Origin of the sequence: Gemmatirosa kalamazoonensis, from assembly GCF_000522985.1 — a bacterium.
Classification (GTDB): Bacteria; Gemmatimonadota; Gemmatimonadetes; order Gemmatimonadales; family Gemmatimonadaceae; genus Gemmatirosa; species Gemmatirosa kalamazoonensis.
In genome coordinates this window covers 184,443-206,369 of the sequence record NZ_CP007128.1, presented here as the reverse complement: position 1 = coordinate 206,369, position 21,927 = coordinate 184,443, and the positions used below count along the sequence as shown (strand labels likewise).

21 protein-coding genes are annotated in these 21,927 nt (G+C 73.2%); 4 read left to right on the top strand and 17 right to left on the bottom strand.

The annotated features are described in order from the left end of the window. The 4 genes from J421_RS01080 to J421_RS01065 all read right to left on the bottom strand — a co-directional run bounded on the left by J421_RS01080 (position 1) and on the right by J421_RS01065 (position 2,693). The gene (locus J421_RS01080) at positions 1 to 681 is read right to left on the bottom strand and encodes a flagellar basal body L-ring protein FlgH (RefSeq protein ID WP_148306090.1); all 681 of its coding nucleotides are present in this window, start codon (positions 679 to 681) and stop codon (positions 1 to 3) included. Positions 682 to 686: 5 nt separating this feature from the next. Next, a complete protein-coding gene (gene flgA, locus J421_RS01075) occupies positions 687 to 1,115 on the bottom strand; it encodes a flagellar basal body P-ring formation chaperone FlgA (protein WP_025409308.1) in 429 nt (142 codons plus the stop codon). Between the two features lie 32 nt (positions 1,116 to 1,147). Beyond that, the gene (gene flgG / locus J421_RS01070; protein ID WP_025409307.1) at positions 1,148 to 1,936 is read right to left on the bottom strand and encodes a flagellar basal-body rod protein FlgG; all 789 of its coding nucleotides are present in this window, start codon (positions 1,934 to 1,936) and stop codon (positions 1,148 to 1,150) included. A gap of 67 nt (positions 1,937 to 2,003) precedes the next feature. Further along, positions 2,004 to 2,693 carry a flagellar hook-basal body protein gene (locus tag J421_RS01065; protein WP_025409306.1) on the bottom strand — a complete coding sequence of 230 codons (690 nt, stop codon included), beginning with the start codon at positions 2,691 to 2,693 and terminating at the stop codon, positions 2,004 to 2,006. A gap of 287 nt (positions 2,694 to 2,980) precedes the next feature. Between J421_RS01065 and J421_RS01060 the strand changes: the two genes are divergently transcribed. Beyond that, entirely contained in the window at positions 2,981 to 4,165 is a 1,185-nt protein-coding gene (locus tag J421_RS01060; protein WP_025409305.1) for an alpha/beta hydrolase, read from the top strand. Between the two features lie 40 nt (positions 4,166 to 4,205). Here J421_RS01060 and J421_RS01055 read toward each other — a convergent pair whose 3' ends face one another. Next, positions 4,206 to 6,704 carry an ABC transporter permease gene (locus J421_RS01055; protein ID WP_025409304.1) on the bottom strand — a complete coding sequence of 833 codons (2,499 nt, stop codon included), beginning with the start codon at positions 6,702 to 6,704 and terminating at the stop codon, positions 4,206 to 4,208. Positions 6,705 to 7,303: 599 nt separating this feature from the next. Between J421_RS01055 and J421_RS01045 the strand changes: the two genes are divergently transcribed. Beyond that, the gene (locus J421_RS01045) at positions 7,304 to 8,959 is read left to right on the top strand and encodes a P-loop ATPase, Sll1717 family (protein WP_025409303.1); all 1,656 of its coding nucleotides are present in this window, start codon (positions 7,304 to 7,306) and stop codon (positions 8,957 to 8,959) included. A gap of 4 nt (positions 8,960 to 8,963) precedes the next feature. Here J421_RS01045 and J421_RS34265 read toward each other — a convergent pair whose 3' ends face one another. From J421_RS34265 to fliQ, 9 genes are all read right to left on the bottom strand, one after another. Beyond that, positions 8,964 to 9,098 (bottom strand): hypothetical protein, encoded by a 135-nt coding sequence (locus tag J421_RS34265; protein WP_260525836.1) that lies wholly within the window; start codon positions 9,096 to 9,098, stop codon positions 8,964 to 8,966. A 395-nt stretch (positions 9,099 to 9,493) separates the two neighbouring features. Beyond that, entirely contained in the window at positions 9,494 to 9,988 is a 495-nt protein-coding gene (locus J421_RS01035) for a hypothetical protein (protein ID WP_148306088.1), read from the bottom strand. Further along, entirely contained in the window at positions 9,985 to 10,818 is an 834-nt protein-coding gene (locus J421_RS01030) for a sigma-70 family RNA polymerase sigma factor (protein ID WP_025409300.1), read from the bottom strand. Before J421_RS01030 ends, J421_RS01035 begins: the two co-directional genes overlap by 4 nt. After that, on the bottom strand, positions 10,815 to 11,753 hold the full coding sequence (locus tag J421_RS01025) for a MinD/ParA family ATP-binding protein (RefSeq protein WP_025409299.1): 939 nt from the start codon (positions 11,751 to 11,753) through the stop codon (positions 10,815 to 10,817). The genes J421_RS01030 and J421_RS01025 overlap by 4 nt, the downstream gene beginning before the upstream one ends. Further along, entirely contained in the window at positions 11,750 to 12,526 is a 777-nt protein-coding gene (locus J421_RS01020; RefSeq protein ID WP_158508620.1) for a flagellar biosynthesis protein FlhF, read from the bottom strand. Before J421_RS01020 ends, J421_RS01025 begins: the two co-directional genes overlap by 4 nt. A 1-nt stretch (position 12,527) precedes the next feature. Beyond that, positions 12,528 to 14,615 (bottom strand): flagellar biosynthesis protein FlhA, encoded by a 2,088-nt coding sequence (gene flhA, locus J421_RS01015; RefSeq protein ID WP_025409297.1) that lies wholly within the window; start codon positions 14,613 to 14,615, stop codon positions 12,528 to 12,530. Beyond that, positions 14,615 to 15,682, bottom strand: a complete 1,068-nt coding sequence (locus J421_RS01010; protein ID WP_025409296.1) for an EscU/YscU/HrcU family type III secretion system export apparatus switch protein — start codon at positions 15,680 to 15,682, stop codon at positions 14,615 to 14,617. Before J421_RS01010 ends, flhA begins: the two co-directional genes overlap by 1 nt. 7 nt (positions 15,683 to 15,689) lie before the next feature. After that, on the bottom strand, positions 15,690 to 16,481 hold the full coding sequence (locus J421_RS01005) for a flagellar biosynthetic protein FliR (RefSeq protein ID WP_025409295.1): 792 nt from the start codon (positions 16,479 to 16,481) through the stop codon (positions 15,690 to 15,692). Continuing rightward, complete coding sequence (gene fliQ, locus J421_RS01000) at positions 16,482 to 16,751, bottom strand: flagellar biosynthesis protein FliQ (RefSeq protein ID WP_025409294.1); 270 nt, start codon at positions 16,749 to 16,751, stop codon at positions 16,482 to 16,484. A gap of 273 nt (positions 16,752 to 17,024) precedes the next feature. Here fliQ and J421_RS00995 point away from each other — a divergent pair, with 273 nt between their 5' ends. Continuing rightward, complete coding sequence (locus J421_RS00995; RefSeq protein WP_025409293.1) at positions 17,025 to 17,867, top strand: energy transducer TonB; 843 nt, start codon at positions 17,025 to 17,027, stop codon at positions 17,865 to 17,867. A gap of 4 nt (positions 17,868 to 17,871) precedes the next feature. Next, positions 17,872 to 18,678 carry a Cof-type HAD-IIB family hydrolase gene (locus tag J421_RS00990; protein WP_025409292.1) on the top strand — a complete coding sequence of 269 codons (807 nt, stop codon included), beginning with the start codon at positions 17,872 to 17,874 and terminating at the stop codon, positions 18,676 to 18,678. A gap of 37 nt (positions 18,679 to 18,715) precedes the next feature. Here the strand turns inward: J421_RS00990 and fliP are convergent, their stop codons facing one another. The 3 genes from fliP to J421_RS00975 are packed head-to-tail and all read right to left on the bottom strand — an operon-like array spanning position 18,716 to position 21,924. Next, positions 18,716 to 20,422, bottom strand: a complete 1,707-nt coding sequence (gene fliP / locus J421_RS00985) for a flagellar type III secretion system pore protein FliP (protein ID WP_025409291.1) — start codon at positions 20,420 to 20,422, stop codon at positions 18,716 to 18,718. Between the two features lie 16 nt (positions 20,423 to 20,438). Next, positions 20,439 to 20,855 carry a flagellar motor switch protein FliN gene (gene fliN, locus J421_RS00980; RefSeq protein ID WP_025409290.1) on the bottom strand — a complete coding sequence of 139 codons (417 nt, stop codon included), beginning with the start codon at positions 20,853 to 20,855 and terminating at the stop codon, positions 20,439 to 20,441. Between the two features lie 34 nt (positions 20,856 to 20,889). Next, complete coding sequence (locus tag J421_RS00975) at positions 20,890 to 21,924, bottom strand: flagellar motor switch protein FliM (protein WP_025409289.1); 1,035 nt, start codon at positions 21,922 to 21,924, stop codon at positions 20,890 to 20,892. Positions 21,925 to 21,927: the final 3 nt, after the last annotated feature.

Genomic DNA, 21,927 nt, shown 5'->3' with positions numbered 1-21,927 from the left:
TCACGGCCAGACGATGCTGACCACGCGGGAGACGAGGCCCTGCTTCGGCTTGCCTAACGGGCCGGGGGAGAGGTAGGTCAGCTGTGCGTCGGCGATGCGCGACGACTCGACGACGTTCGCGGTGGAGACGTCCTGCGCGCGGAGCCAGCCGGCGAGGGAGATGTTCTGCTTCCCCTTGTCGACGTCGACCAGACGCGTGCCCTTCACCTGCAGCAGCCCGTGCTCGCCGACGGATACGACGCGCACGCTCATCTCGCTCTGGAAGCGGTTCTCGCGGCGCGCCTCGCCGCGGTTCTGGGCGTCGGCGTTGTTGCGGCTGTTGATGCGCGCGTCGATCGCCGTGGCCTTCGGGCCGCCGGTGTTGACGTCGACGCCGAGCCCGAGGTCGCGGTTGCGCCGCTGCGTCGCGAGGTCGTCCTTGATCGCGCTCGAGATCGTGTAGTCGTCGACGAGCACGGTGATGATGTCGCCGACGACGAACTCGCGGCGGTCGGACAGCCAGCTGTGCAGGCCGGGACGGGCGGGAGCCGGTGCCGCGGGAGCGGAAACCGCGGATGCGGGTGCGGCGGCGGGTGCGGCGGCGGGTGCGGCGGCGGGTGCGGCGGCCGGCTGCGCGAGAACGGCGGCGGGCGCGAGCAGCAGCGCGGCGGCGAGCGTGAGACGCATGCGGGTGTTAGGCACGTTGGTCACTTCACTTCCACGACGCCCGGCGCGACGACGATGCCGTCGAGGCGGCGGCGGACGTCGACGTGCACGGTCACGCGTCCGCCGAGCGGCGCGGCGTTCTGGGCGACGCCCTTGAGGCGCACCTCGATCCCCGTGTCGCGGTAGACCACGGCGACCGGCGTGTTCGCGGCGACGACGTTAGGCGGCGCGACGGCCGGCTCGCGCAGCGGCTCGCCGGCGGCGATCATCCGGCGCGTCTGCGAACCGACGAGCGCAGAGCGCAGCGCGCAGAGCGCAGAGCCGCCCTTCGCGTCCACCATGCTGATGTCGTCCGCCGTCAACGTCTGCCCGCGGACGAGCGCGCGCGCGGCCACGGGCGTGCACGACGCCTTCGGCTGCGCGGCGAGCGGCGTGCCGAGTGCGACGAGCAGGAGAAGCGCGAGCAGCACGCTCCACGCTCCAGGCTCCACGCTCGACGCTCTCATTTCACCAGGTTGTTCGCGATCTCCAGCATGTCCTCGCTGTTCTTGATCGCCTTCGAGTTGATCTCGTACGCGCGCATGGCGGAGATCATGTCCACCATCTCCTGCACGATCTCGACGTTGCTCGACTCGACCGCGCCCTGGACGCAGCGGCCGAAGCCGTCCTCCTGCGGGAAGCCGGTGACCGGCTCGCCGCTCGCGGCCGTCGCGGCGTAGAGGTTCTCGCCCTGGGCCTGCAGCCCGGCGGGGTTCGCGAACCGCGCCACCTCGATGCGCCCGAGCTCCTCGGGCTGCGTCGACTGGCCGCGCGTCGCGCTCACGATGCCGCTGGCCGAGATGGTGAGGCCCGTCGCGTCGCTCGGGATCTTGATGTTCGGCACCAGCGTGTAGCCGGAGCCGGTGACGAGCACACCCTGGTCGGAGATCTGGAACGTGCCGTCGCGCGTGTACTCGGTCTGGCCGCCGGGCGCCTGCACCTGGAAGAAGCCCTCGCCCTCGATCGCGACGTCGAGCGGTCGGTTCGTCGTCTCGAGCGCGCCCTGCGTGTGCAGCCGCTGCACGCCGACGAGCCGCGTGCCGCGCCCGATCTGCACGGCGGGCTGCGTCTGGCTCTCGGGCTGTCCGAGCACGGCGGCGCCCTGCACGGTCTGATAGAGCAGGTCCTCGAAGTTCGCGCGGCTGCGCTTGAAGCCCGTCGTGTTGACGTTCGCGAGGTTGTTCGCGATGACCTCGGTGCGGAGCTGCTGGGCCATCATGCCGCTGGCGGCGGCGCGGAGGGCGGGATCCATATCGGGACTCGGGACTCGGGACTCGGGACTCGGGACTCGGGACTCGGAACTCGTGACTCGTTCGTGGTCAGACGGGCTTGCCCAACTCGTTGGCCGCGGTGCCGCGCACGGCGTCCATCGTGCTGATCGCCTTCTGCACCGACGCGTACGCGCGCTGCACCGCGATCATGTCCACCATCGACGAGACGGTGTTGACGTTGCTCTCCTCGACGAAGCCCTGCGTCACGGAGCGCTCGGCGTCGGGCACCCGGGCGCGGGCGCCGTCGGGGACGAGGAGGGTGCCCCCCTCGTGCGCGAGCGTGGCCGGGGCGCCGGCGCGCTCGAGGCGCAGCCGGTCGATCGCCGCGCCGTTCACGCGTACCGTGCCCGTGCCGTCGATCGTCACCGTGCCGTCGGGCACGACGATCGGCCCCTGCTCGCCGAGCACCGGGTGGCCGCTGCCGTCCACGAGGCGGCGGGCGGGGTCGAGGGCGAGCGATCCGCCGCGGCTGAACCGCTCGCCGTTCGGGGTGTCGACGACGAGGAACGCGTCGCCCTTGATCGCGACGTCGAGCGGGTTGCCGGTCTGGCGGAACGAGCCGGCGCGCGTGTCGGTCGCCGTCTGGGCCACGGTCAGGGCATCGCCGAACATCTTCCCGAACACGCGCTCGGCCTTGAAGCCGTCGGTCGACGCGTTCGCGAGGTTGTTCGAGGCGATCTCCTGCCGGCGCTCCCAGTAGCGGAGCGCGCTGGCGGCGCTGGAGAGACCGTTCGGCATGTGCGGCGGGAGGGAGGGGGCGTGCGAGAGGGGGCGCGACGTGGTTCCGCGCGCCACAGGGGCAAAGCAACCGCCGGACCGTCGTCGGCCGACCCCGTGCTCTCCGGCAAGTCGCTGCAAGGAAACGACTTGCGCGATAGGCCGCGGATCGCGCGCGGGCGCGGCCCGCCGGCAGATCTGGCCGCTGCGGCAAATTCTGCCGGTCGCTCGACGCATCCGGCCCCGCGGCCGCCGCGTAGAGCGCATGCTCGCGCCGACCGCCGTCCTTCCCCGAATGCTTCCGCCAGGTGCGCCTCCGCCGATCGATCGCGATCCTGCTCGTCGCCCTCCCGCTCGCGGCGACGCTCGTCCCGCTCGTGCTGCCTCCATGGCGGTTCGGCCTCGTGGTCCTGCGGATCGCGACGGCCGAGGTGGGCCCGCTGCTGTCGCTGCTGGCGCTGATGCTCGGCGGCGTGGCGATCGCGCTGCTCCGGGACGCACGCCACCGGTGGCTCCTGACTGTCCCCGTACTGGCGGCAGCCGTCCTCGGGCTCGTGCCGGCGGCGACAGCGTTCCGCGCCGGGGCAGCGGGGATGGCGGCCGTGGACGGGCTGGAGCTGCGACGCCCGCGCCCGGCGGACGGCTCGGCGGTCCATCCGGTGCTCCCGCCGCGACGGCTCCTGCTGGGCGCGGTCCGCGGGCTACCGGCACCGACGGGTGTCACGGAGCGGGTGGTCCACTACGCCGCGGTCGACGGCTCGCCGCTCGCGCTCCGTCTGTACCGCGCGGCTGGCGGCGCTCCACGGCCGACGGTCGTCGTGCTCTACGGCGGCGCGTGGCGCAACGGCGACGCCGCGCAGGGGGCGCCGATCCAGCGGTGGATCGCGGCAAACGGCTACACGGTCGTCGCGCTCGACTACCGGCACGCCCCCGCCCACCCGTACCCGGCGGCGCTCGACGACGTCCGCCGCGGCCTGGCGCTCGTGCGCGATTCGGCCGCCGCGTGGGGTGTGGACACGGCGCGCGTCGCGCTGCTTGGCCGCTCGTCGGGCGGGCACCTCGCGACGCGCACGGCATGGGGCCCGGTCGCGCCGCCGCTGACGATCCGCGGCACCGTCAGCTTCTACGCGCCGTTCGACCTCGCGCGCGGCTACGTCGACCCGCCGTCGCCCGACCCGATCGGCGTGCGCGCCGTGCTGCGCGACTTCCTCGGCGGCGCGCCCGACGCGGTGCCCGACCGCTACCGCGACGCGTCGCCGAAGACGTGGGTGCGGGCGGGGCTGCCGCCGGCGCTCCTCGTGTACGCCGGACACGACCACCTCGTGAAGCCGGCGTTCGGCCGCGCCGCCGCGGCGGCGCTACGGCGCGCGGGGGTGCCGGTCGTGTACGTCGAGGTGCCGTGGGCGGAGCACGGGTTCGACCTGGCGGACGGGGGGCCGGAGGGGACAGCGGTGTTGGGCGTCGTGCTGCGCTTTCTGCAGCGGGTGCTATGAGTTCGATCCGACTGCGCCGGGGACGGCGCGTCGTCGATCCTCAGTCCGCTCGGAGTGTGATCGCCGGATCGACGCGCCCCGCGCGCCGCGCCGGCACCCACGTCGCGAGCAGCGCCACCGCGCCCACGAGCGCCGGCACGACGACGAACGTCAGCGCGTCCGCCGCGTCCACACCGTAGAGCAGCGCGCCGAGCGCGTGCGAGCCGACCCACGCGCCGCCGATGCCTAACGTGAGCCCGGCGGCGATGAGCGGCGCGCCCTGGCGCATCACGAGCCGCGCGAGGTCGGTCTGCCGCGCGCCGAGCGCCAGGCGCACGCCGAGCTCGCGGGTGCGCTGCGCCACGCCGTACGCGACGACGCCGTAGACGCCGACGCCGGCGAGCGCCACGGCGACGAGCGCGAACATCGCGACGAGCCCCGTGCGCGCGCGGGGCGCGCCTAACGACTCCGCGACGCGCAGCTGCATCGTCGACGTGCGGGCGACGGGCTGGTTCGGGTCGACGGTGCGCAGCTCGCGGCCGACGGCGGCGGCGAGCGCCAGCGGGTCGCCGGTCGTGCGCGCGACGACGCCGAGCGAGCGCGCCGGGCGCTGGCGGAACGGGAGGAAGATCTCGGGGCGCGCGACGTCGGTGAGCCCGTCGTGGCGCACGTCGCGGACGACGCCGACGATGTGCCGCTCCGCGCTCGGGAAGTCGAGCCGCGGCGGCGCGTTCGGGCGATCGAAGCGCAGCGCCTCGATGCTGATCGCGAGGCGCTTGCCGATCGGATCCTCGTCGGGAAAGTACTTGCGGGCGAGCGCCTCGTTGATGACCGCGACGGGCGGCGCGTGCTCGTCGTCGGTGGCGGCGAGCGCGCGCCCGCGCACGACCTCGATGCCCATGGTCGCGAAGTACGTCGGCGTCACCGCGCCGAAGATCGCCTCCGGCTCGTCGTTCGGCGCGGGCTCGTCGCGGCCGAGGACGCGGAAGTCCGAGCTCGGCGGCGGCCCGCCTAACGGCAGCGTCTCCGCGGCGCCGACCGCGCGCACGCCCGGCAGCGCGGCGACGCGCGGCAGCAGCTGGTCGACGAGCTGCGCGGTGCGCGCCGGGTCGCGGTACGTCGGCAGCGCGAGGTTGAGGTCCACGACGAGCACGTCCTCGGCGCGGAAGCCGGGGTCGACGCGCGACAGCCGCAGGTAGCTGCGCAGCAGCAGCCCCGCGCCGACGAGCAGCGCGAGCGAGAGCGCGATCTGGCCCACGACGAGGCCGTGCCGCGCCCGCCGGCTCACCGGCCCGCCGGTCGCGCGCGCGCCGCCGGCGAGCGCGGCGTGCGGCGCGAGCGCGGAGAGGCGAATCGCCGGCAGGAGGCCGACGAGCAGGCCGGTGCCTAACGTGAGGACGGCGGCGAACGCGAACACGCGTCCGTCGAGCGCCACGTCCTCGCGTCCCACCGCGAACGGCGTGAACGGCGTCGGCGCGACGAGCGCCGCGGCGGCCGGGAGCCGGACGATCCAGCTCGCGACGAGCATCGCCGCGGCGCCGCCGAGGAGCGCGAGCGCCGCGCTCTCCGCCAGCAGCTGCGCGACGAGCCGCGACCGACTCGCGCCGAGCGCCGCGCGGAGCGCGATCTCGCGGGAGCGCGTGGCCGAGCGCGCGAGCAGCAGGTTCGTCACGTTGAAGCAGCCGATGAGCAGCAGCGCCGCCGCGGTGCCGAGCATCATGCCGAGCGCGGGGCGCACGGCGCGCGCGTACTGCTCGCGGAGCGGGACGGCGCGCAGCGTCCATCCCTGGTTGAAGTACGGCTCCGCGCGGGCGAGCTCGCCGGCGACGCGCGTCAGCTCTCCCTGCGCCTGCTCGATGCGCACGCCCGGCCGCAGCCGAGCGACGACGCCCATCGCGTTCGCCCCGCGCGCGTAGACGCGCTGCGCGAACGGGTCGAGGCCTAACGGCAGCCACACGTCCGGCGGCTCGGGCGCGCGCACGAACGCGAAGTCGGGCGGCAGCACGCCGACGACGGCGTACGACACGCCGTTCAGCACGAGCTGCTTGTCGGCGACGTCGTGCGACGCCCCGAAGCGACGCGCCCACAGCCGCGCGCTCACGACGACGCCGCGCGCGGTCTCGCGCCGGTCGTCGTCGGGGGTGAACAGCCGGCCGTGCAGCGGGCGCACGCCGAGGAGCGTGAACAGCCGCGCCGACGCGACGGCGTACTGCACCTCTTCCGGCTCCGCGCCGCCGGTGAGATCGAACCGACTGCGCGCATCCGTGGTCCACGCGGCCATGCCGTCGAACGACCGCGCGGCGCGCTCGACGTCGAGGAAGTTCGGGAGCGAGAGCGGGAGGTCGGCGTAGCCCGAGCGCGGGTTGTCGCCCCACACGAGCACGAGCCGGTCGGCGTCGACGTAGGGCAGGGGGCGCAGCAGCACCGCGTCGGCGACGCTGAACACCGCGGCCGTGGCGCCGATGCCGAGGGCGAGCGTGCACAGGGCGGCCGTGGTGAAGCCGCGGGTGTGCGCGAGGGTGCGCAGCGCGGTGCGGAGGTCACGCAGCAACGAGCGCATGGAGCGGTCCGGGTGCAGGGGCGGAACGAACGTCGACCGACGGTCCGGCAAGGGAAGGAGCGTGCCCGTCAGCCGCGCGGCGAAGTCGGTGTCACTGCGTCACTTGCGCGCGCGAGCGCGGCGCGGGCTGTCCGCTCGTGGGACGGTGTGTCGCGTTGCGCGACAGAGGGGTCGACTTACTGCGGGACGATCCACGGCGGGACGATCCACGGCGGGACGATCCACGGCGGGACGGTCAACCGCGGGAGAACCACCGGCGCGGTACCTAGTTACTAGGGGGGCTCCCCCCCCTTCGCCCAAGGTGCTATGCGCTCGAAGCACCGCCGTACCAATCGAACGCCAATCGGATCCTCTGACCGTATCCCGATCCCGCCGTAGACGTCCCGCCGTTCGCCGTCCCGCAGCAATTCGTCCCGCAGTGGATCGTCCCGCCGTCCCTCGCTCGTTAGGCGTCCCGCCGTTAGGACACCGCGTTAGTCCGCGTTGCCCCCGTCCGTACCGGGCGCCACTATGGAGACGCGTCCCGGCCACCCGTGCCGTGTCGACGACGATGCCGCCGTGGCCGGGATGCAGCAGGTGGCTGTCGGGAGTGCTGCGACATGGGCAAGCGACGCACGACGCAGCGGGTGCTGAAGTTCAAGCAGAACTGGTCGGTCGGATCCAACGCGGCGGAGTACGAGGACAGGGATCTCCTCGAGCGCGCGTTCGTCGACACGGGCGTGCTCGATCTCCTCCGCGACACGCGCGACCCGAAGTGCGTCGTCGTCGGCCGCACCGGTGTCGGCAAGACCGCGCTGCTGCTGCAGCTCGAGCGGAGCTCCGACCGGGTGCTGCGCATCCGCCCCGACCAGCTCTCGATGAAGTACCTCGTGGGGTCGACGATCCTGCCGCGGCTCCGGGCGCTCGACGTCGACCTCGGGCCGTTCTATCAGCTCCTCTGGCGCCACGTGCTCACGTCCGAGGTGCTGCGCCACTACTTCCGCCTGCACGGCGGCGGTCCGTTCGACGCGCCCGGACGGTGGACGCGGCTGCTCCGCCTGTTCGATCGACGGAAGCGCGAGGCGCTGGAGTACTTCCGTCAGTGGAGCCCGTCGTTCTGGGCCGACACCGACGTCAGGCTGCGCGAGATCACGCAGAAGCTCACCGACGACATCCAGGCGAAGCTCGGCGCGGACCGCTTCGCCGCGCTCACCGGCGAGAGCCGGCTCGAGGACACGGTGCGTGAGGAGATCGTGCCGCGCGTGCAGCAGGTGATCGACGCCACGTCGCTCCAGTACATCCAGCGCGGCATGGAGATCCTCGAACGCGACGTGCTGCCCAACTGCGTGCAGCCGTACTTCGTCGTCGTCGACGATCTCGACCAGGACTGGATCGACAGCGAGACGGCGTACGAGCTGATCGACGCGCTGCTGCAGGTGCTCGGCGACTTCGTGCGGCTGGCGAACATCAAGGTCGTCGCCGCGCTGCGCGAGAACGTCCTCGTGTGGCTGCATGCCGACCGGCCGCGCGGGTGGCAGCAGCGCGAGAAGCAGCGCGACCTGCTGCTGCCGCTCGCGTGGTCGAAGCCGCAGCTCGAGGACATGCTGGAGCGGCGCGTGCGCGCGTCGGTCACGACGGAGCACGATGGGACCATCCACCTCGCGACGATCCTGCCGCCGCCGCGCGTCGACGGCGTCACCGCGCTTGACTACCTCGTCGCGCGCACGCTCAACCGCCCGCGCGACCTGATCAGCTTCACGAACGACATCCTCAAGAAGGCCGCGTCCGAGCTGCGCCACGGCAAGGGGCTGCTCTCGTGGGAGATCATCGAGCTCGCGGAGCGCGAGCACTCCAAGCACTTCCTGCAGGCGCTCGAGGACGAGTGGCGCGCGAACTACATCGACCTGCGCGCCGTGCTCGAGGTGCTGCGCGGCGGCCCGCACCGCTTCACGACGGCGTCGCTGGCGCGCGCGAAGAGCGCCGCGCTCGTGCACGAAGGGAAGGCCGCGCTCGCGCGGGGGCTCGGCTCGGCGACGTCGCTGTGCGCGCTCGCCGCCGACGTCTACGAGCGGAGTCACGACCACACGCTCGTGTGGTGCGCCGTGCTGCCGGTGCTCTACCAGATCGGCGCGTTGGGCGTGTGCCGCGCGCCGGGCGACCCGCCGGTGTACGGCTGCGACCCCGACGCGCACGATCCGCGCGTCGTCGCGGGGTTCAGCATGCAGGCCGAGTGGATCGTCCACCCCGCGCTGCGTTCGGCGCTCGGGACGGTCTGACGGCTCAGCCGTCGCGCTCTTCCGGCGCGGGCGGCTCCTCACGGCCGTCGTCGCGCAGCGTCTCGAGCGCCTCGTGGCGGCGGTGCGGCGGCAGGTCGATCAACCGCGTCGCGAACGCCGCGCGCTCGTCGGTGGTCATCGATTGGTCGTCGGCGGCCGATGCGTCGGGCGGTCGGTCGGCGGACTGGGCGTCGTCCGGCGCGTGTTCTCCGGCGGCCATAGACCTCTCTGCCAGGTGAGATTCGAGAGGCATAATAGGGCGCCGGTGGGACGTGTCAATGACGGTATCGTCACGCCGCTCCGACCTTCGTTGTGTGAATGAACCGCAGAGGACAGGGCGAGGTGCCAGGCGAGTACTCCGGGGATCCAAGTGCGATCGAAAAGATCTCGAGATCCTCTTCATCGCCCTTGGATCCCCAGCGTACTCGCCCAGCACCTCGAACCGGCCGAACGGAACGTCGAGTCCTCGTGGTTCAATTCAAAGAGAGCCGCCTCTGCGGCCCTCTGCGTCCTCTGCGGTTCAATTCAGCGGCGTCAACGCTGCCGACTCACGTTCAGCGCGAGCGCGATCGCGTCGCGCGACAGCCCGGTGCGCCGCGCGATCTCCGCGCTCGGCGCGCCGGCCGCGGCGAGCGCGATGACCGGCGGGGCGGGGCGGCGCGTGGACGGCCGCGTGCGGCGCCACAGCACGAGCGCGCGCAGCCCGGCGGCGAGCGCGGCGGCGACGAGCAGCCCGAGCGCGACCCGCGCGACGAGCGTGCCGATGTCGTGCGTCGACAGCAGATCGTGAGCGTAGCCGCGCGCCGCGTAGCGCACGTCGGTCCCGCGCCACCGCGCAGCGAGATCGGCGGCCGTCGCGGCCGCGCGGTGGACGATCGCGCCGCGCATGCTCGCGCTGCGCGCGATGGCGCGCGCCGCGCCGCCGAACGCGAGCCCCGCCGCCATCGCCGTCGACGCGCCGAGGAGCGCGCGCCCCGTCGCCGAGCGCGGCAGCTTCACGTTAGGCAGCTGCATGTCGGGCCGCCTCACGCGACGCGCGCCCGCAGGGGCGCCAGCTCGCCGCGCAGCTTGCCGAGCGCCTTGGAGCGGATCTGCGACACGCGCGACTCCGTGAGGTCGAGCACCGTCGCGATCTCGTGCAGCTTCAGCTCCTCGAAGTAGTACAGCGACAGCACCACGCGCTCCTGCTCCTTCAGCTTGAGGATCGCCTCGCGCAGGATCGCGACCTCCTGCTCGTGGTTCAGCTTGTCCTCGGCGCCGTCGTCGTCGGACGGCAGCAGGTCGAGCGGCGTCGGGTTCTGCGAGTCGCGATCGCCGGGCGCGCGGTCGATCGGCACGTGGTGCGCGCCCTCGATGTCGCCCTGCCACTTCCACAGCGTGTCGAGATCCACGTTCAGGTGGTCGGCGACCTCCTTGTCCTCCGGAGCGCGGCCGAGCACGCGCATGAGCGACTCGCGCGCGGCGGCGATCTCGCGCGCCTTGCGCCGGATCGAGCGCGGCACGTGGTCCTGGCGCCGCAGCTCGTCGAGGATCGCGCCGCGGATGCGGGGCGCCGCGTACGTGCTGAACGCGAGGCCGCGCGACGCGTCGAACGACTCGAGCGCGTTCATGAGCCCCATCGTGCCGGCGCTCACCAGCTCGTCGAAGTCGGCGCGCACCGCGAGCGTGCGCGACATCTGCCGCGCCACGTGGTGCACGAGGCCGAGGTGCTCGGTGAGCAGCTGCTCGCGCGCCGCCGTGTCGCCGGCGGCGAGGCGCCTCCACGTCGGGTCGGTGGCCGGGGCAGCGGATCCGTTAGGCGGCGTCGCGCGCGGCGTGCCCTGCGGCGTCGAGCGGCGCGTGGCGGAGGGGGAAGTCATCGAGTCGCTCCGGAGGGAACTGCCGAGGAACGGAAGGAAGGGGCGTACGAGGTAGGAATCGATCGGCGCGGCGCGCGTTCCGCCGCGCGATCACTCGCGAGATCGGCGAGCAGCCGCTCGACGAGCGCGTGTGCCGCCACCGCCGCCGGCGAGCCGGCCGCGGCGTCCTGCAACGGCATCCCCGCGCGCAGCGCGAGCGCCAGCGAGCCGTCGTCGGGCAGGGTGCCGGCGTGCCGCACCGGCGCCCCGAGGAACTCGGTGCACGCCGCCGCGATCTGCGCGAAGCCGAGCCGCGCCGCATCGTCGTCGCGCCGATTGACGATCACGTCGCAGGCGACCGCGCCGCCGGGGAGCGCCGACGTCCGCTCGCGCGCCGCCTTCACGAGCGCGTAGCTCGCGGCGAGTGCGATGGGGTCGGTGTCCGCGACGACGAGCAGCCGCGCCGGTGGGGCGCTGCCCCCGCCGGCGTCGCAGCACGCGCACACCGCGTCGAGCCGCGATCCACCGTCGAGGACGATCAAGTCGTGCGCCGGGTAAAGCGCCGCCACGCGCCGCAGCAGCGCGCGCTGCTCCGCGGGGTCGAGGGCGGGGGACCCCGCGCTTCCCGGACCGCCCGGCACGAGCGACAGCGTCGCGCTCACCGGCACGGCGAGCGACGCGACGTCGACGCCCGCGCGCAGGTCGGCGAGCGTGCGCTCCGGCGCGATGCCTAACAGATACCGCTGCGGCCCGACGTGCGGGTCCGCGTCGACGAGCAGCACGCGGCGGCCGAGCGATGCGGCGGCGAGCGCGACGAGCGCCGCGACGACCGACGTGCCCGCGCCGCCCTTGCCGCTGCCGACGACGAGCACCTGCGCGCCGCCGTCGTCGGGCACCGCGGCCGCGGCGGGGCGGCGCGCGACGAACGAGCGCAGCGCGTCGAGCTGCGCGCTCACTCGATCCCTCCGCGAACGCCGAGCGCGCGCACGAGGCGCGGCACGCCGGCGGCGAGGTCGGTGGGGATCGACTGGCCGTCGGTCACCCAGCGCACCGGGAGATCGAGCGCCGCGGCGAGGTCGGCGACGCCGGACTCCTCGGGCACCTCGTCGAGCTTCGTGAGCACGGCGTGCGTCGCGTGCTCCATCGCGTCGCGCACCGCCTCGGCGACGTCGCGCCGCACGGTCGCCGGCACCACCAGATGCACCTCGTCGGGCGCGATCGCGTCGAGCAACGCGCGCCACTCCGCGGCGTCGCCCGCCTTCGGGCCGCGCCCGGGCGTGTCGACGATGACCACGTCACGGTCGGCGAGCCGCGCGAGCGCCGGCGCGACGTCGGCCGGCTCGTACGCCACCTCGAGCGGCACGCCGGCCACCTGCGCGTACGTCTCGAGCTGCGCCACCGCGCCCGCGCGGTACGTGTCGAGCGTCACGAAGCCGACGCGGCGGTCGCCGAACGCGTCGGGGTGCAGCGCGGCCTTCACCGCGGTCGTCGTCTTGCCGGCGCCGGTGGGGCCGACGAACGCGATGACGGACGGCCGCTCGGGCTTCGGCGTCATGCGCGCGCGGAACCGCTCCACGTCGCGGTGCGGCGCGGCGACGATCTCGATCGCCGACGCGGCGCCGACCTGCAGCGACGACGTCCGCAGCACCACGGCGTCGTCGCCGAACGCGGCGCGCGCCTGCGCCGACACCGCAACGAGGTCGCGGCCGCGGAAGATCCGACGTGTCACGTCACGCCGCATGCAGCATCTCCCACGTGCCCGCGCTCTGCAGCGTCACGTTAGGCGGCAGCTCGGCGAGCGACACCACCGGCAGGGCGGGGAGCACCGGCTCGATGAGGCGCCGCACGCCGACGCGGAGGCTCGGCGGCGTGATGAGCGGCAGCGGACGGCCGTCCATCGACGCGCCGGTCGACAGCCCGTTCAGGTCGCGCAGCAGCCCGGCGAGACCGTCGGGCGTGAGCAGCCCCATGGCCTGCGCGTTCTGCCGCGGGCCGAAGAGTCCCGTCAGCGCCTGCTCGAGCCGCGGCCCGATCGTGATCCCCTGCACGACGCCGGTGGCGTCCGCGTAGAGCCGCGCGATGACGTTGGAGAGCGCGCGGCGCGCGTGCTCGCACAGCAGCTCCGGATCCTTCGTCGCGTCCGCCGCGTCGCCGAGCGCCTCGAGGATCGTGACGAGGTCGCGGATCGGCACGCGCTCGCGGAGGAGGCGCTGCAGCACGCGGTGCAGGGTGCCGAGCGACATCTTGTTCGGGACGACTTCCTCGACGAGCGCGGGGTGCGTCTTCTTCAGCGTCTCCACCATCTCCTGCACGTCCTGGCGGCCCAGCAGCTCGGCGGCGTTCGCCTTCAGCACCTCGATGAGGTGCGTGGCGACGACGGTGGTCGGCTCGACGACGACGTAGCCGTACGTCTCGGCCTCGCCGCGGCGCGTGCTCGCGATCCATTTCGCCGGCATGCCGAAGCTCGGATCGACCGTGTCCATGCCATCTATCTCCTGCATGACTCCCCCGGTATTCAGAGCCATGAGGAAGCGCGGCATCACCTCGGCGCGCGCGATCTCGCTGCCGCGGAGCTTCACGAGGTACTCGTTGCTCGGCAGGCGGATGTCGTCGCGGATGCGGATGGGCGGGATGAGGATGCCCAGCTCCAGCGCGCTCTGCTTGCGCAGCATCGAGATGCGCTCCAGCAGGTCGCCGCCCTGGCGCTCGTCGATGAGCGGGATGAGCGCGTAGCCCACCTCGAGCTCGATCGGGTCGATCTGGAGCAGGTCCTTCATCGGGTCCGGCGCCTGCACCGGCTCCGGCGTCTGGACCTCCACCTGCTCGGCCGCGGCGAGGCGCGACCGCTGCGCGCTCTGCGAGAGCCTGCCTAACGCCGCGGTCCCGCCGGCGAGCGCGAGGAACGGGAACATCGGCAGGCCGGGGACGAGCGCGAACACCGCGAGCACGCCGGACGCCATGAACAGCGCCTTCGGGTGCGCGCCGAGCTGGCTCGTCACGACGTTGCCGATGCGCGCGTCCTGGCCGGCGGCGGTGACCATGAGGCCCGCCGCGGTGCTCGTGATGAGCGCCGGCACCTGCGACACGAGCCCGTCGCCGACGGTGAGGATCGTGTACGTCGCGGCCGCCTTGCCGATCGGCAGCCCGCGCTGCACGACGCCGATGAAGATGCCGCCGACGATGTTGATCGCGGTGATGAGCAGCGCGGCGATCGCGTCGCCCTTCACGAACTTCGACGAGCCGTCCATGGCGCCGAAGAAGTCGGCCTGCTTCGCGATCTCCTCGCGGCGGCGCTTCGCCTCCTTCTCGTCGATGAGCCCCGCGCCGAGGTCGGCGTCGATGGCCATCTGCTTGCCGGGCATCGCGTCGAGCGTGAACCGCGCCGCGACCTCGGCGACGCGCCCGGCGCCCTTCGTGATGACGATGAAGTTGATCCCGATGAGGATCAGGAAGATCACGATGCCGACGGCGTAGTTGCCGCCGATGACGAACGTGCCGAACGCCTCGATGACCTTGCCCGCCTCGCCGCGGCTGAGGATGAGCCGCGTGCTCGACACGTTCAGCGCGAGGCGGAACAGCGTCATCACGAGCAGCAGCGCGGGGAACGAGCTGAACTCGAGCGGGTCGGTCGTCTGCAGCGACACGAGCAGCACGACGAGCGACATGCCGATCGACGTCGCGAGGCTCAGGTCGAGCAGCACCGGCGGGAGCGGCACGACGAGCAGCGCGACGACGAGCACGACGGCGACCGCCATGCCGATCTCGGCACGCGAGCGGTTGCCCGCGTTCGCGGGGACGGGAATCGCGGCGGTAGCCATCAGGCGGCCGTGTTGGTGCGCTTGCGCATGACGAAGGCGAGGACTTCGGCGACGGCGAGATAGAGCTCGGTCGGGATCATCTGCCCCAGCTTCACGGCGGCGATGAGGGCACGAGCGAGGGGGACGTTCTCGACCACGGGGACGCCGGCCTCGTAGGCGAGCGCCTTGATGCGCTCGGCCACCTTGCGGCGGCCTAACGCGACGACGTACGGGGCGGGCGCGACGCTCGGGTCGTACTTCAGCGCGACCGCGATGTGCACCGGGTTCACGAGCACGACGTCGGCCTTCTTGACGTCCTTGAACATCTGCTGGCGGACCCGCTGCCGGGCGAGCGCGCGCATGCGCGACTTCACCATCGGGTCGCCCTCCTGATTCTTGTGCTCCTGCTTGACCTCTTCCTTCGTCATGCGGAGCCCCTTCTCGTGCTGCCACAGCTGCCACGCGTAGTCGGCGCCGGCGAGCGCGAGATACGCGAGCCCCGCGGTGCGCAGCATGCCCACGCCGTACTCGCGCACGATCTCGAGCAGCGCGCGCGGCGGCTGCTGGCCCAGCGCGGTGATCGCCGGCCACGCCGGCGCGAGCACGTGCCACACGGCCCACCCGACGATGAGCAGCTTGAGGAGCGCCTTGAACAGCTCCACGAAGCCCTGCGTGCCGATCACGCGCTTCGCGTTCTGCGCGGGGTTCAGCCGGTTGAAGTCGGGCGTGATCGGCTTCGCGCTCATCGTGCCGCGCGCCTGCAGCGCGCCGATGGCGAGCGACGCGCCGGCCATCGTGGCGAGGAACGCGGCGAGCGCGCCCAGCGTCTTCCAGCCGAACAGCCGGATGAGCGAGACGATGCCCGGCCCGTCGACCACGCCGACGCTCGCGTACCCGAGCCCCGAGCCCATCAGGTCGCGCATCGCGCGCGCGAGACCCGGGCCCGTCGCGTTCAGCGCGAGCGCGGAGGTGAGCAGCAGCACGGCCGCGTTCAGCTCCTGGCTTCGCGGAACGCGCCCGTCCTTCGCCGCGTCGTCGCGCTTGCGCTGGGTCGGGGCTTCTGTCTTCTCCTGCTCGGTATCGGCCATCGGAGCGTCAGCGAGCGGCGAAGGCGTGGAACACGAGCTCGAGCTGCCCGGCGAGCGCGGTGCCCCATCCGGTCATCCACGTCGCGACGAACGCGAGCGACGCGCAGAGCGCGACGAGGCCCAGCGCGATCTGGATCGGGAACGCGATCGTGAGCGCGTTGAGCTGCGGCGCGACACGCGACAGCACCGCGAGCGCGACGTTGCCGATCATCGACGCGGCGATCACCGGCGCGGCGAAGCGGAGGCCGAGCACGAACAGCGTCGCGCCCTGCGACAGCAGCGCACGCAGCCCCTCGCTCACGTTCAGCGCGGTGCCCACCGGCAGCGCGCGCGTCGACTCGGCGAGCGCGTCGAGCATCACGAGGTGGCCGTTCACGGCGAGCAGCACCGTCACCGCGAACATCTGCCCGAACTGGGCGAGCACGCTCGACGACGCGCCGTTCAGTGGATCGAGCAGCGAGGCGCCGGAGACGCCGATCGCCGTCGACGTGAGGTCGCCCGCCGTCTCCATCGCGCCGACGAGCACCGCGGCGCCGAAGCCGATCGCGAAGCCGACGAGCGACTCGGTGAGGAACGCGGCCGGCGTGATCTGCGGCCCGGTGCGCGACGCGTGCAGCGCCGCGGCGTGCGCGCTCGGCGCGAGCAGCACCGTGAGCAGCAGCAGCACGCCGGTGCGCAGCTGCATCGGGATCGGCTTCGCCGAGAACACCGGCGCGATGAGCACGAGCCCCCCCACGCGGCAGGCGAGGAGCACGAGGGTCGGGGCGTAGCCCGGCGCGAAGAGATCGAAGCCGGGCATCTACGACACGAACGACGGGAGGCTGCGGAACAGCTCCGTCGTGTACTTGATGAGGATCTGGAGGATCCAGGGGAGCGCGATGAGGAACGTCGCGCCGACCGCCACGAGCTTCGGCACGAACGACAGCGTCTGCTCCTGGATCTGCGTCACCGCCTGGATCACGCTCACCAGCAACCCGACGCCGAGCGCCACGATCAGCATCGGCCCCGCGACCATCAGGGCGAGCATGATCGCGTTGCGCGCGAGATCGACGATGAGCTGATGCGACACGGCGGGGGGGAAACGCGGGGGGACGTGCGGAGGGGGTCCGACGCACCGGGAGAAGGCAGGCCCGGTGCCATGGCGCGCTCGGCCGATGCTGGCGGCCAAGTCGTTGGCGGAGCGAGACTTCGTGATTCGCGTCACGCGGGGTCGGGGGACGGCGATCGTGCCGGACGGCAGTTCTTGCCGGGTGGCTGGCGGCGCAATCTTCCGCCTTCCGGGGCGGTGCCGGCGTCCGCGTGGGGCGGCTAGGTTGCCCGTTCGCCGCCGTTGAACCTGTCGATGCCGCCTCTCCCTCTCGTCTCGCTCGCGCTCCTCACGACGCTCGCCGCGCCGCCGGCCGCGTGCGACTCGGCCGCGCTCCGCACCCCCGTGGCGACGGTCGTGGACACGCTGCGGCTGGTCGCGCGCGGGGGGAACGGGCTGGCCGTGCTGCCGCACCCGTGGATCGACTTCGTGCTCGATGCGGTCGCGACTCGGCTACGCATCGCGCAGCCGCTGGACATGCCGGTGTTCGACGGCGCGGGCACGGTGATGGGGGAGCGGGAGTCGTTCACGCGCCCCGTGCTGCGCGACGAGGTGCGCGTCACGATGCGCCGCGACGGACACGTCACCGACGTCGATCTCGTGACGCGGTCGCTCGCCGACGCCGCCGACGCGGCGCTGCTCGCCGCGGTGCACGCTGCCGACTCCGCGGACGCGCTGGTACCGACGCCGGCGGAGGTGCCGGAGCGGGCGACCGTCTTCGTGTCGCTCACCACGCGCGAGCCGCCCGACACCACGAAGCCGCCGATCGACCGCGCGACGCGCGACGTCGCCCTGCTCACGCTGCCGCTGTTCCGGGACGCGACGTGGGTGCTGCCGCGGCCGGGCAACCAGGGCCCGCGCTACCCGCTGGCGGAGAAGGCGGCCGGCGTCCAGGGGGCCGTGCATCTCGAGTTCGTCATCGACGAGCACGGACGGCTCGTGCCCTCGACGCTGCGCGTGCTGCGCTACACGAGCGAGCCGTTCGTGCGCTCGGTGTACGACGCGTTGCAGCACATGGAGTTCCTGCCGGCGACCGTCGGCGGCTGCCCGGTGAAGCAGCTCGTGCGGCAGCCGTTCACGTTCGAGCTCCGGCCGTGACGCCGTGATCCCTCTCGTCTTCGTCGACGTCGACGGCACGCTCGTCGGCACCTCCGGCGACGTGCTCCCCGCCGTGTGGACCGCCGTCGAGCGGGCGCGCGCGTCAGGCATCCGCCTCGCGCTCTGCTCCGGCCGCCCCGGGTTCGGCAAGACGCGCGGGTTCGCCGAGCGGCTCGATCCCGACGGCTGGCACGTGTTCCAGAACGGCGCGAGCGTGATGCGCTTCGCGTCGAACGGCCACCCCGGCGAGTCGCGCTCGCACGGCCTCTCGCCGGAGCTCGTCGCGTGGCTCGTGCGCCGCGCCGACGAGACCGGACGCGTGCTCGAGCTCTACACCGACGAGGAGGTCGCCGTGGAGCGCGACGCCGACCGCGCGCGGCGTCACGCGGGGTTGCTGGGCATCCCGTTCGTCCCGCGCCCGTTCGCATCGCTCCGCGCGCCCGCCGTGCGCGCGCAGTGGCTCGTGTCGCGCGAGGAGGCCGACGCCGTCGTCGCGGAGCCGCACGCGGGGCTGCACTACTCGCCGTCGGTGTCGCCGGTGATGCCCGACACCATGTTCGTGAACATCACCGCCGAGGGCGTCGACAAGGCGCACGCCGTGCGGCTCGTGGCGGCGGCGTACGGCGTGCCCGTCGCGCGCACGATGATGGTCGGCGACGGGGCGAACGACGCGGCCGCGATGCAGGCCGTCGGCTTTCCCGTCGCGATGGGGAACGCCGAGCCCGAGGCGCTGGCCGTCGCGCGCACCGTCGTCAGGCACGTGGACGAGCTGGGGCTCGTCGAGGCGCTGGAGCTGGCGGCTGGGCTCTGACGGCGACCGTGCGAGGGTCGCCGTCGTCAGGTCGCCGTCACTTGAACGACTGCACCACGCTCTGGATGACGAGCGTCCAGCCGTCGACGAGCACGAACAGCAGCAGCTTGCACGGCAGGGCGATCATCGCCGGCGGCAGCATCATCATGCCCATGCTCATGAGCACCGAGCTCACGACGAGGTCGATGATGATGAACGGCAGGAAGAGCGCGAAGCCGAGCTGGAACGCGGTGCGCAGCTCGCTCGTGACGAACGCCGACATGACGACGACGAGCGGCACCTCCTCGACCGTCTTCGGCGCCTGCTCCACGTGGCTCATCTCGACGAACGTCTGCAGGTCGCGCTCGCGCGTCTGCCGCAGCATGAACTCGCGGAACGGCCGCACGCCGACCTGCATCATCTCGGCCTGCTCGATCTTCCCGGCGAGCCACGGCTGCAGCGCGGTCTGGTTCACCGTGGAGAGCGTGGGGCCCATGACGAACCCCGTGAGCAGCAGCGCGAGCGCGGCGACGAGGTGATTCGGCGGCGCGTTCTGCGTGCCGAGGGCCTGCTTCAGGAAGTGCAGCACGATGAGGATGCGCGTGAAGCCCGTCATCATGAGCACGAGCGTCGGCAGCAGCGTGAGCACGCCCATCATGACGACGATGCCGACCGTGCCGCTCAGCCGCAGGCCGTCGCCCTTGCCGCCGGCGACGCGCAGATCGAGCTGTGGGGCGAGGCGGGCGATCATCGTGTCCGCGCTCGCCGGCGCGCCACGGGGCGCCGACGCACCCGGCGCCATCGGCGCGGGGCCGGTGCGCTGGCCGCCGGGCCCCGCCGGCGCCTGCGTGTCGCGTCCGCGACCGAGCCGCGCGGGAGCGGCCTGGCGCAGCGCGTTCTGGTACAGGGCCGCCCGGGTCGCGGCGGGAAGGACTGGAAGAGCCGTAGCGGCGGAAGCGGGTGCGGCGGGAGCGGGTGCGGCGGTGACGTTAGGCGCGTTAGGCGTGTTGGGCGCAGCGCTGTCGGGACGCGCCTGCGCGGCGGCGCGCGACGGCGTCCAGGCGAGCGCGCCGAGCACCGCGCCGACGAGCGCGAGCTTCGTGGCCGAGGAGAGCGCCATGCCGAGCATCGAGCGGAACGCGTCGGCGCCGGCCGGAGACGCGGCGCGCGCCGGAGCCGCGGGCGCCGAGACGTCGAGCATGATCCGCGACACGCCCCCCGGGGGCGTCGAGATCGCCGCGAGCCACGACGGCGCCGCGTCGTCGGCTGCGCCGGCCGACCCGGTGGCCGACCCGGCCCCCGACGCCTCGCCGACGCCGTCGGCCGACGCGTCAGGCGCCGACCGCGCGGCCGCGGCACGGCGGGCCAGCGTCGTGCGCAGCCATGCCGCGCCGGGGAGGCCGAGCAGCTCCGGATGCGCCGTGAGCGCCGCGACCACGCCCGACGACGCCGAGCGCGAGCTCTCGAACGGCACCGGCGTCGACGACGACGCGAGCACCGCGGCGCGGTCGTCGCCGTCCAGCTCCACGAGCTGCCGGATGCCGCCGTCGCTCACCGCCATCGTCAGCACCTTCTCGCCGACGCGCACGACGACGATCGACTGCTTCGGGCCGAGCGGCAGCCGCTGCACCACCTCCATCGGGAGGCGGTTCCGCGCGCCGCCGAGCGTGGGGCTGAATCGCTTCAGCAGCCGCAGCGCGACGAGGAGCAGCGTGAGGACGGCGCCTAACGCGACGAAGACGCCGAGGGTGGCGCTCGCGGTCATCGGAGTGGTCCGGCGGTCAGGCGGCGGACGCGGGCACGGCGCCGGTCGCCGCGAAGATGCGGCTGATGCGCACGCCGAAGTGCTCGCCGAGCACCACGACCTCGCCCTCCGCGAACTTGCGATCGCCGACGTAGATGTCGATCGGCTCGCCGGCGAGGCGGTCGAGCTGGATGACCGCGCCGCGGCCGAGGCGCAGGATCTCCTGCACCGTCATGCTCGTGCGACCGAGCTCGATCGACACCGGCAGCGACAGGTCGAGCAGCATGCCGAGCGGCACTTCCGTCGAGCCGCCGAGCGCGGCACCGAAGTCGGCGCCGAAATCCGATGCGGGGCTGTACGTGCCGTCGGCGTCGTCCGACGTCGGCACCGGCTGGCCGGTCGCCTTCGCGGCCTGCACGCTCGCGACCAGCGCGTCGATTTCTGCGGGATTCATACTCGGGACAGGTGGGAGCGGGGAGCGGAAGGCGCTATTCGGTGTCGTCGTCGTTCAGATTCTCGGGCGGGGCGATCTGGTCGAGCAGGCGCACGGCGAGCTTGCGGCCGACGCGGCCCGCGCTGCCGCGGAATCGCGTGCGCCCGCCCACCGTCACCGAGAGCTCGGCGTCGCGCGGGATGCCCGTCGCGACCACCTGGCCGGGCGCGAGCGCGCTCAGCTCGCGCAGCGACATCTGGAAGCGCGGCAGACGCGCCGAGACCGTCACCGGCGTCGCGCGCAGCGCGGCCTCCGTGCGCAGGCGCGCCTCCTCGCGCTCCTGCTCCGTGCCGCCCGCCTGGCCGACGCGCTTGTTGCCGCTCCCCTGGAAGAACTTCTCGAGCACCGAGAAGGGCAGGCAGATCAGCAGCAGAGAGCTCGTCTGACCCGCCACCACCTCGACGTTCGCGACGAGCACCGGATCTTCGCGGTTGGCGATCTGCAGGATTTCGGGGCTCGACTCGAAGCCGGTGATCTGCAGCTCGAGCGGCACGTGGTCCTGCCAGATCTCCGTCAGCAGCGCGACCGCGCGCTCGGCCACGATGCGCAGCGTCATGCGCTCGACCGGCGAGAACGCGCGGTTCGGGATCGTCGCCGCGCCGCCGCCGCCGAAGAAGCGGTCGACGGTGAAGAAGCCGAACTCGTGGCCGATGTCGATCGCGCCCTGCGCGCCACCGGTGTTCTGCACGTCGAAGATGTACGTCGCGCACGGCGTCGGCAGCGACAGCGTGAACTCGCCGAAGCTGAACTGCTCGACGCTCTGCAGGCGCATCTCGATCTGACCGCGCACGCGGCCGATGAGCCACCCTTCGAGCGACTTCACCATCCGCTCGTACATCGCCTCCAGCGTGCGCAGTCGCTCCTTCGAGACGCGGTGCGGGCGCCGGAAGTCGTACGTCTGCACCTCCGTCTCGTCGGACGACACGGTCTTGCCGCCGGCCGTCACCGTCGCCGGCATCGGCGCGGTGAGGTTGCCGGCGCCGCCGAGCAGTCGGTCGATGTCGTACTGGGAAAGCGTCTCGGTCGACACGGG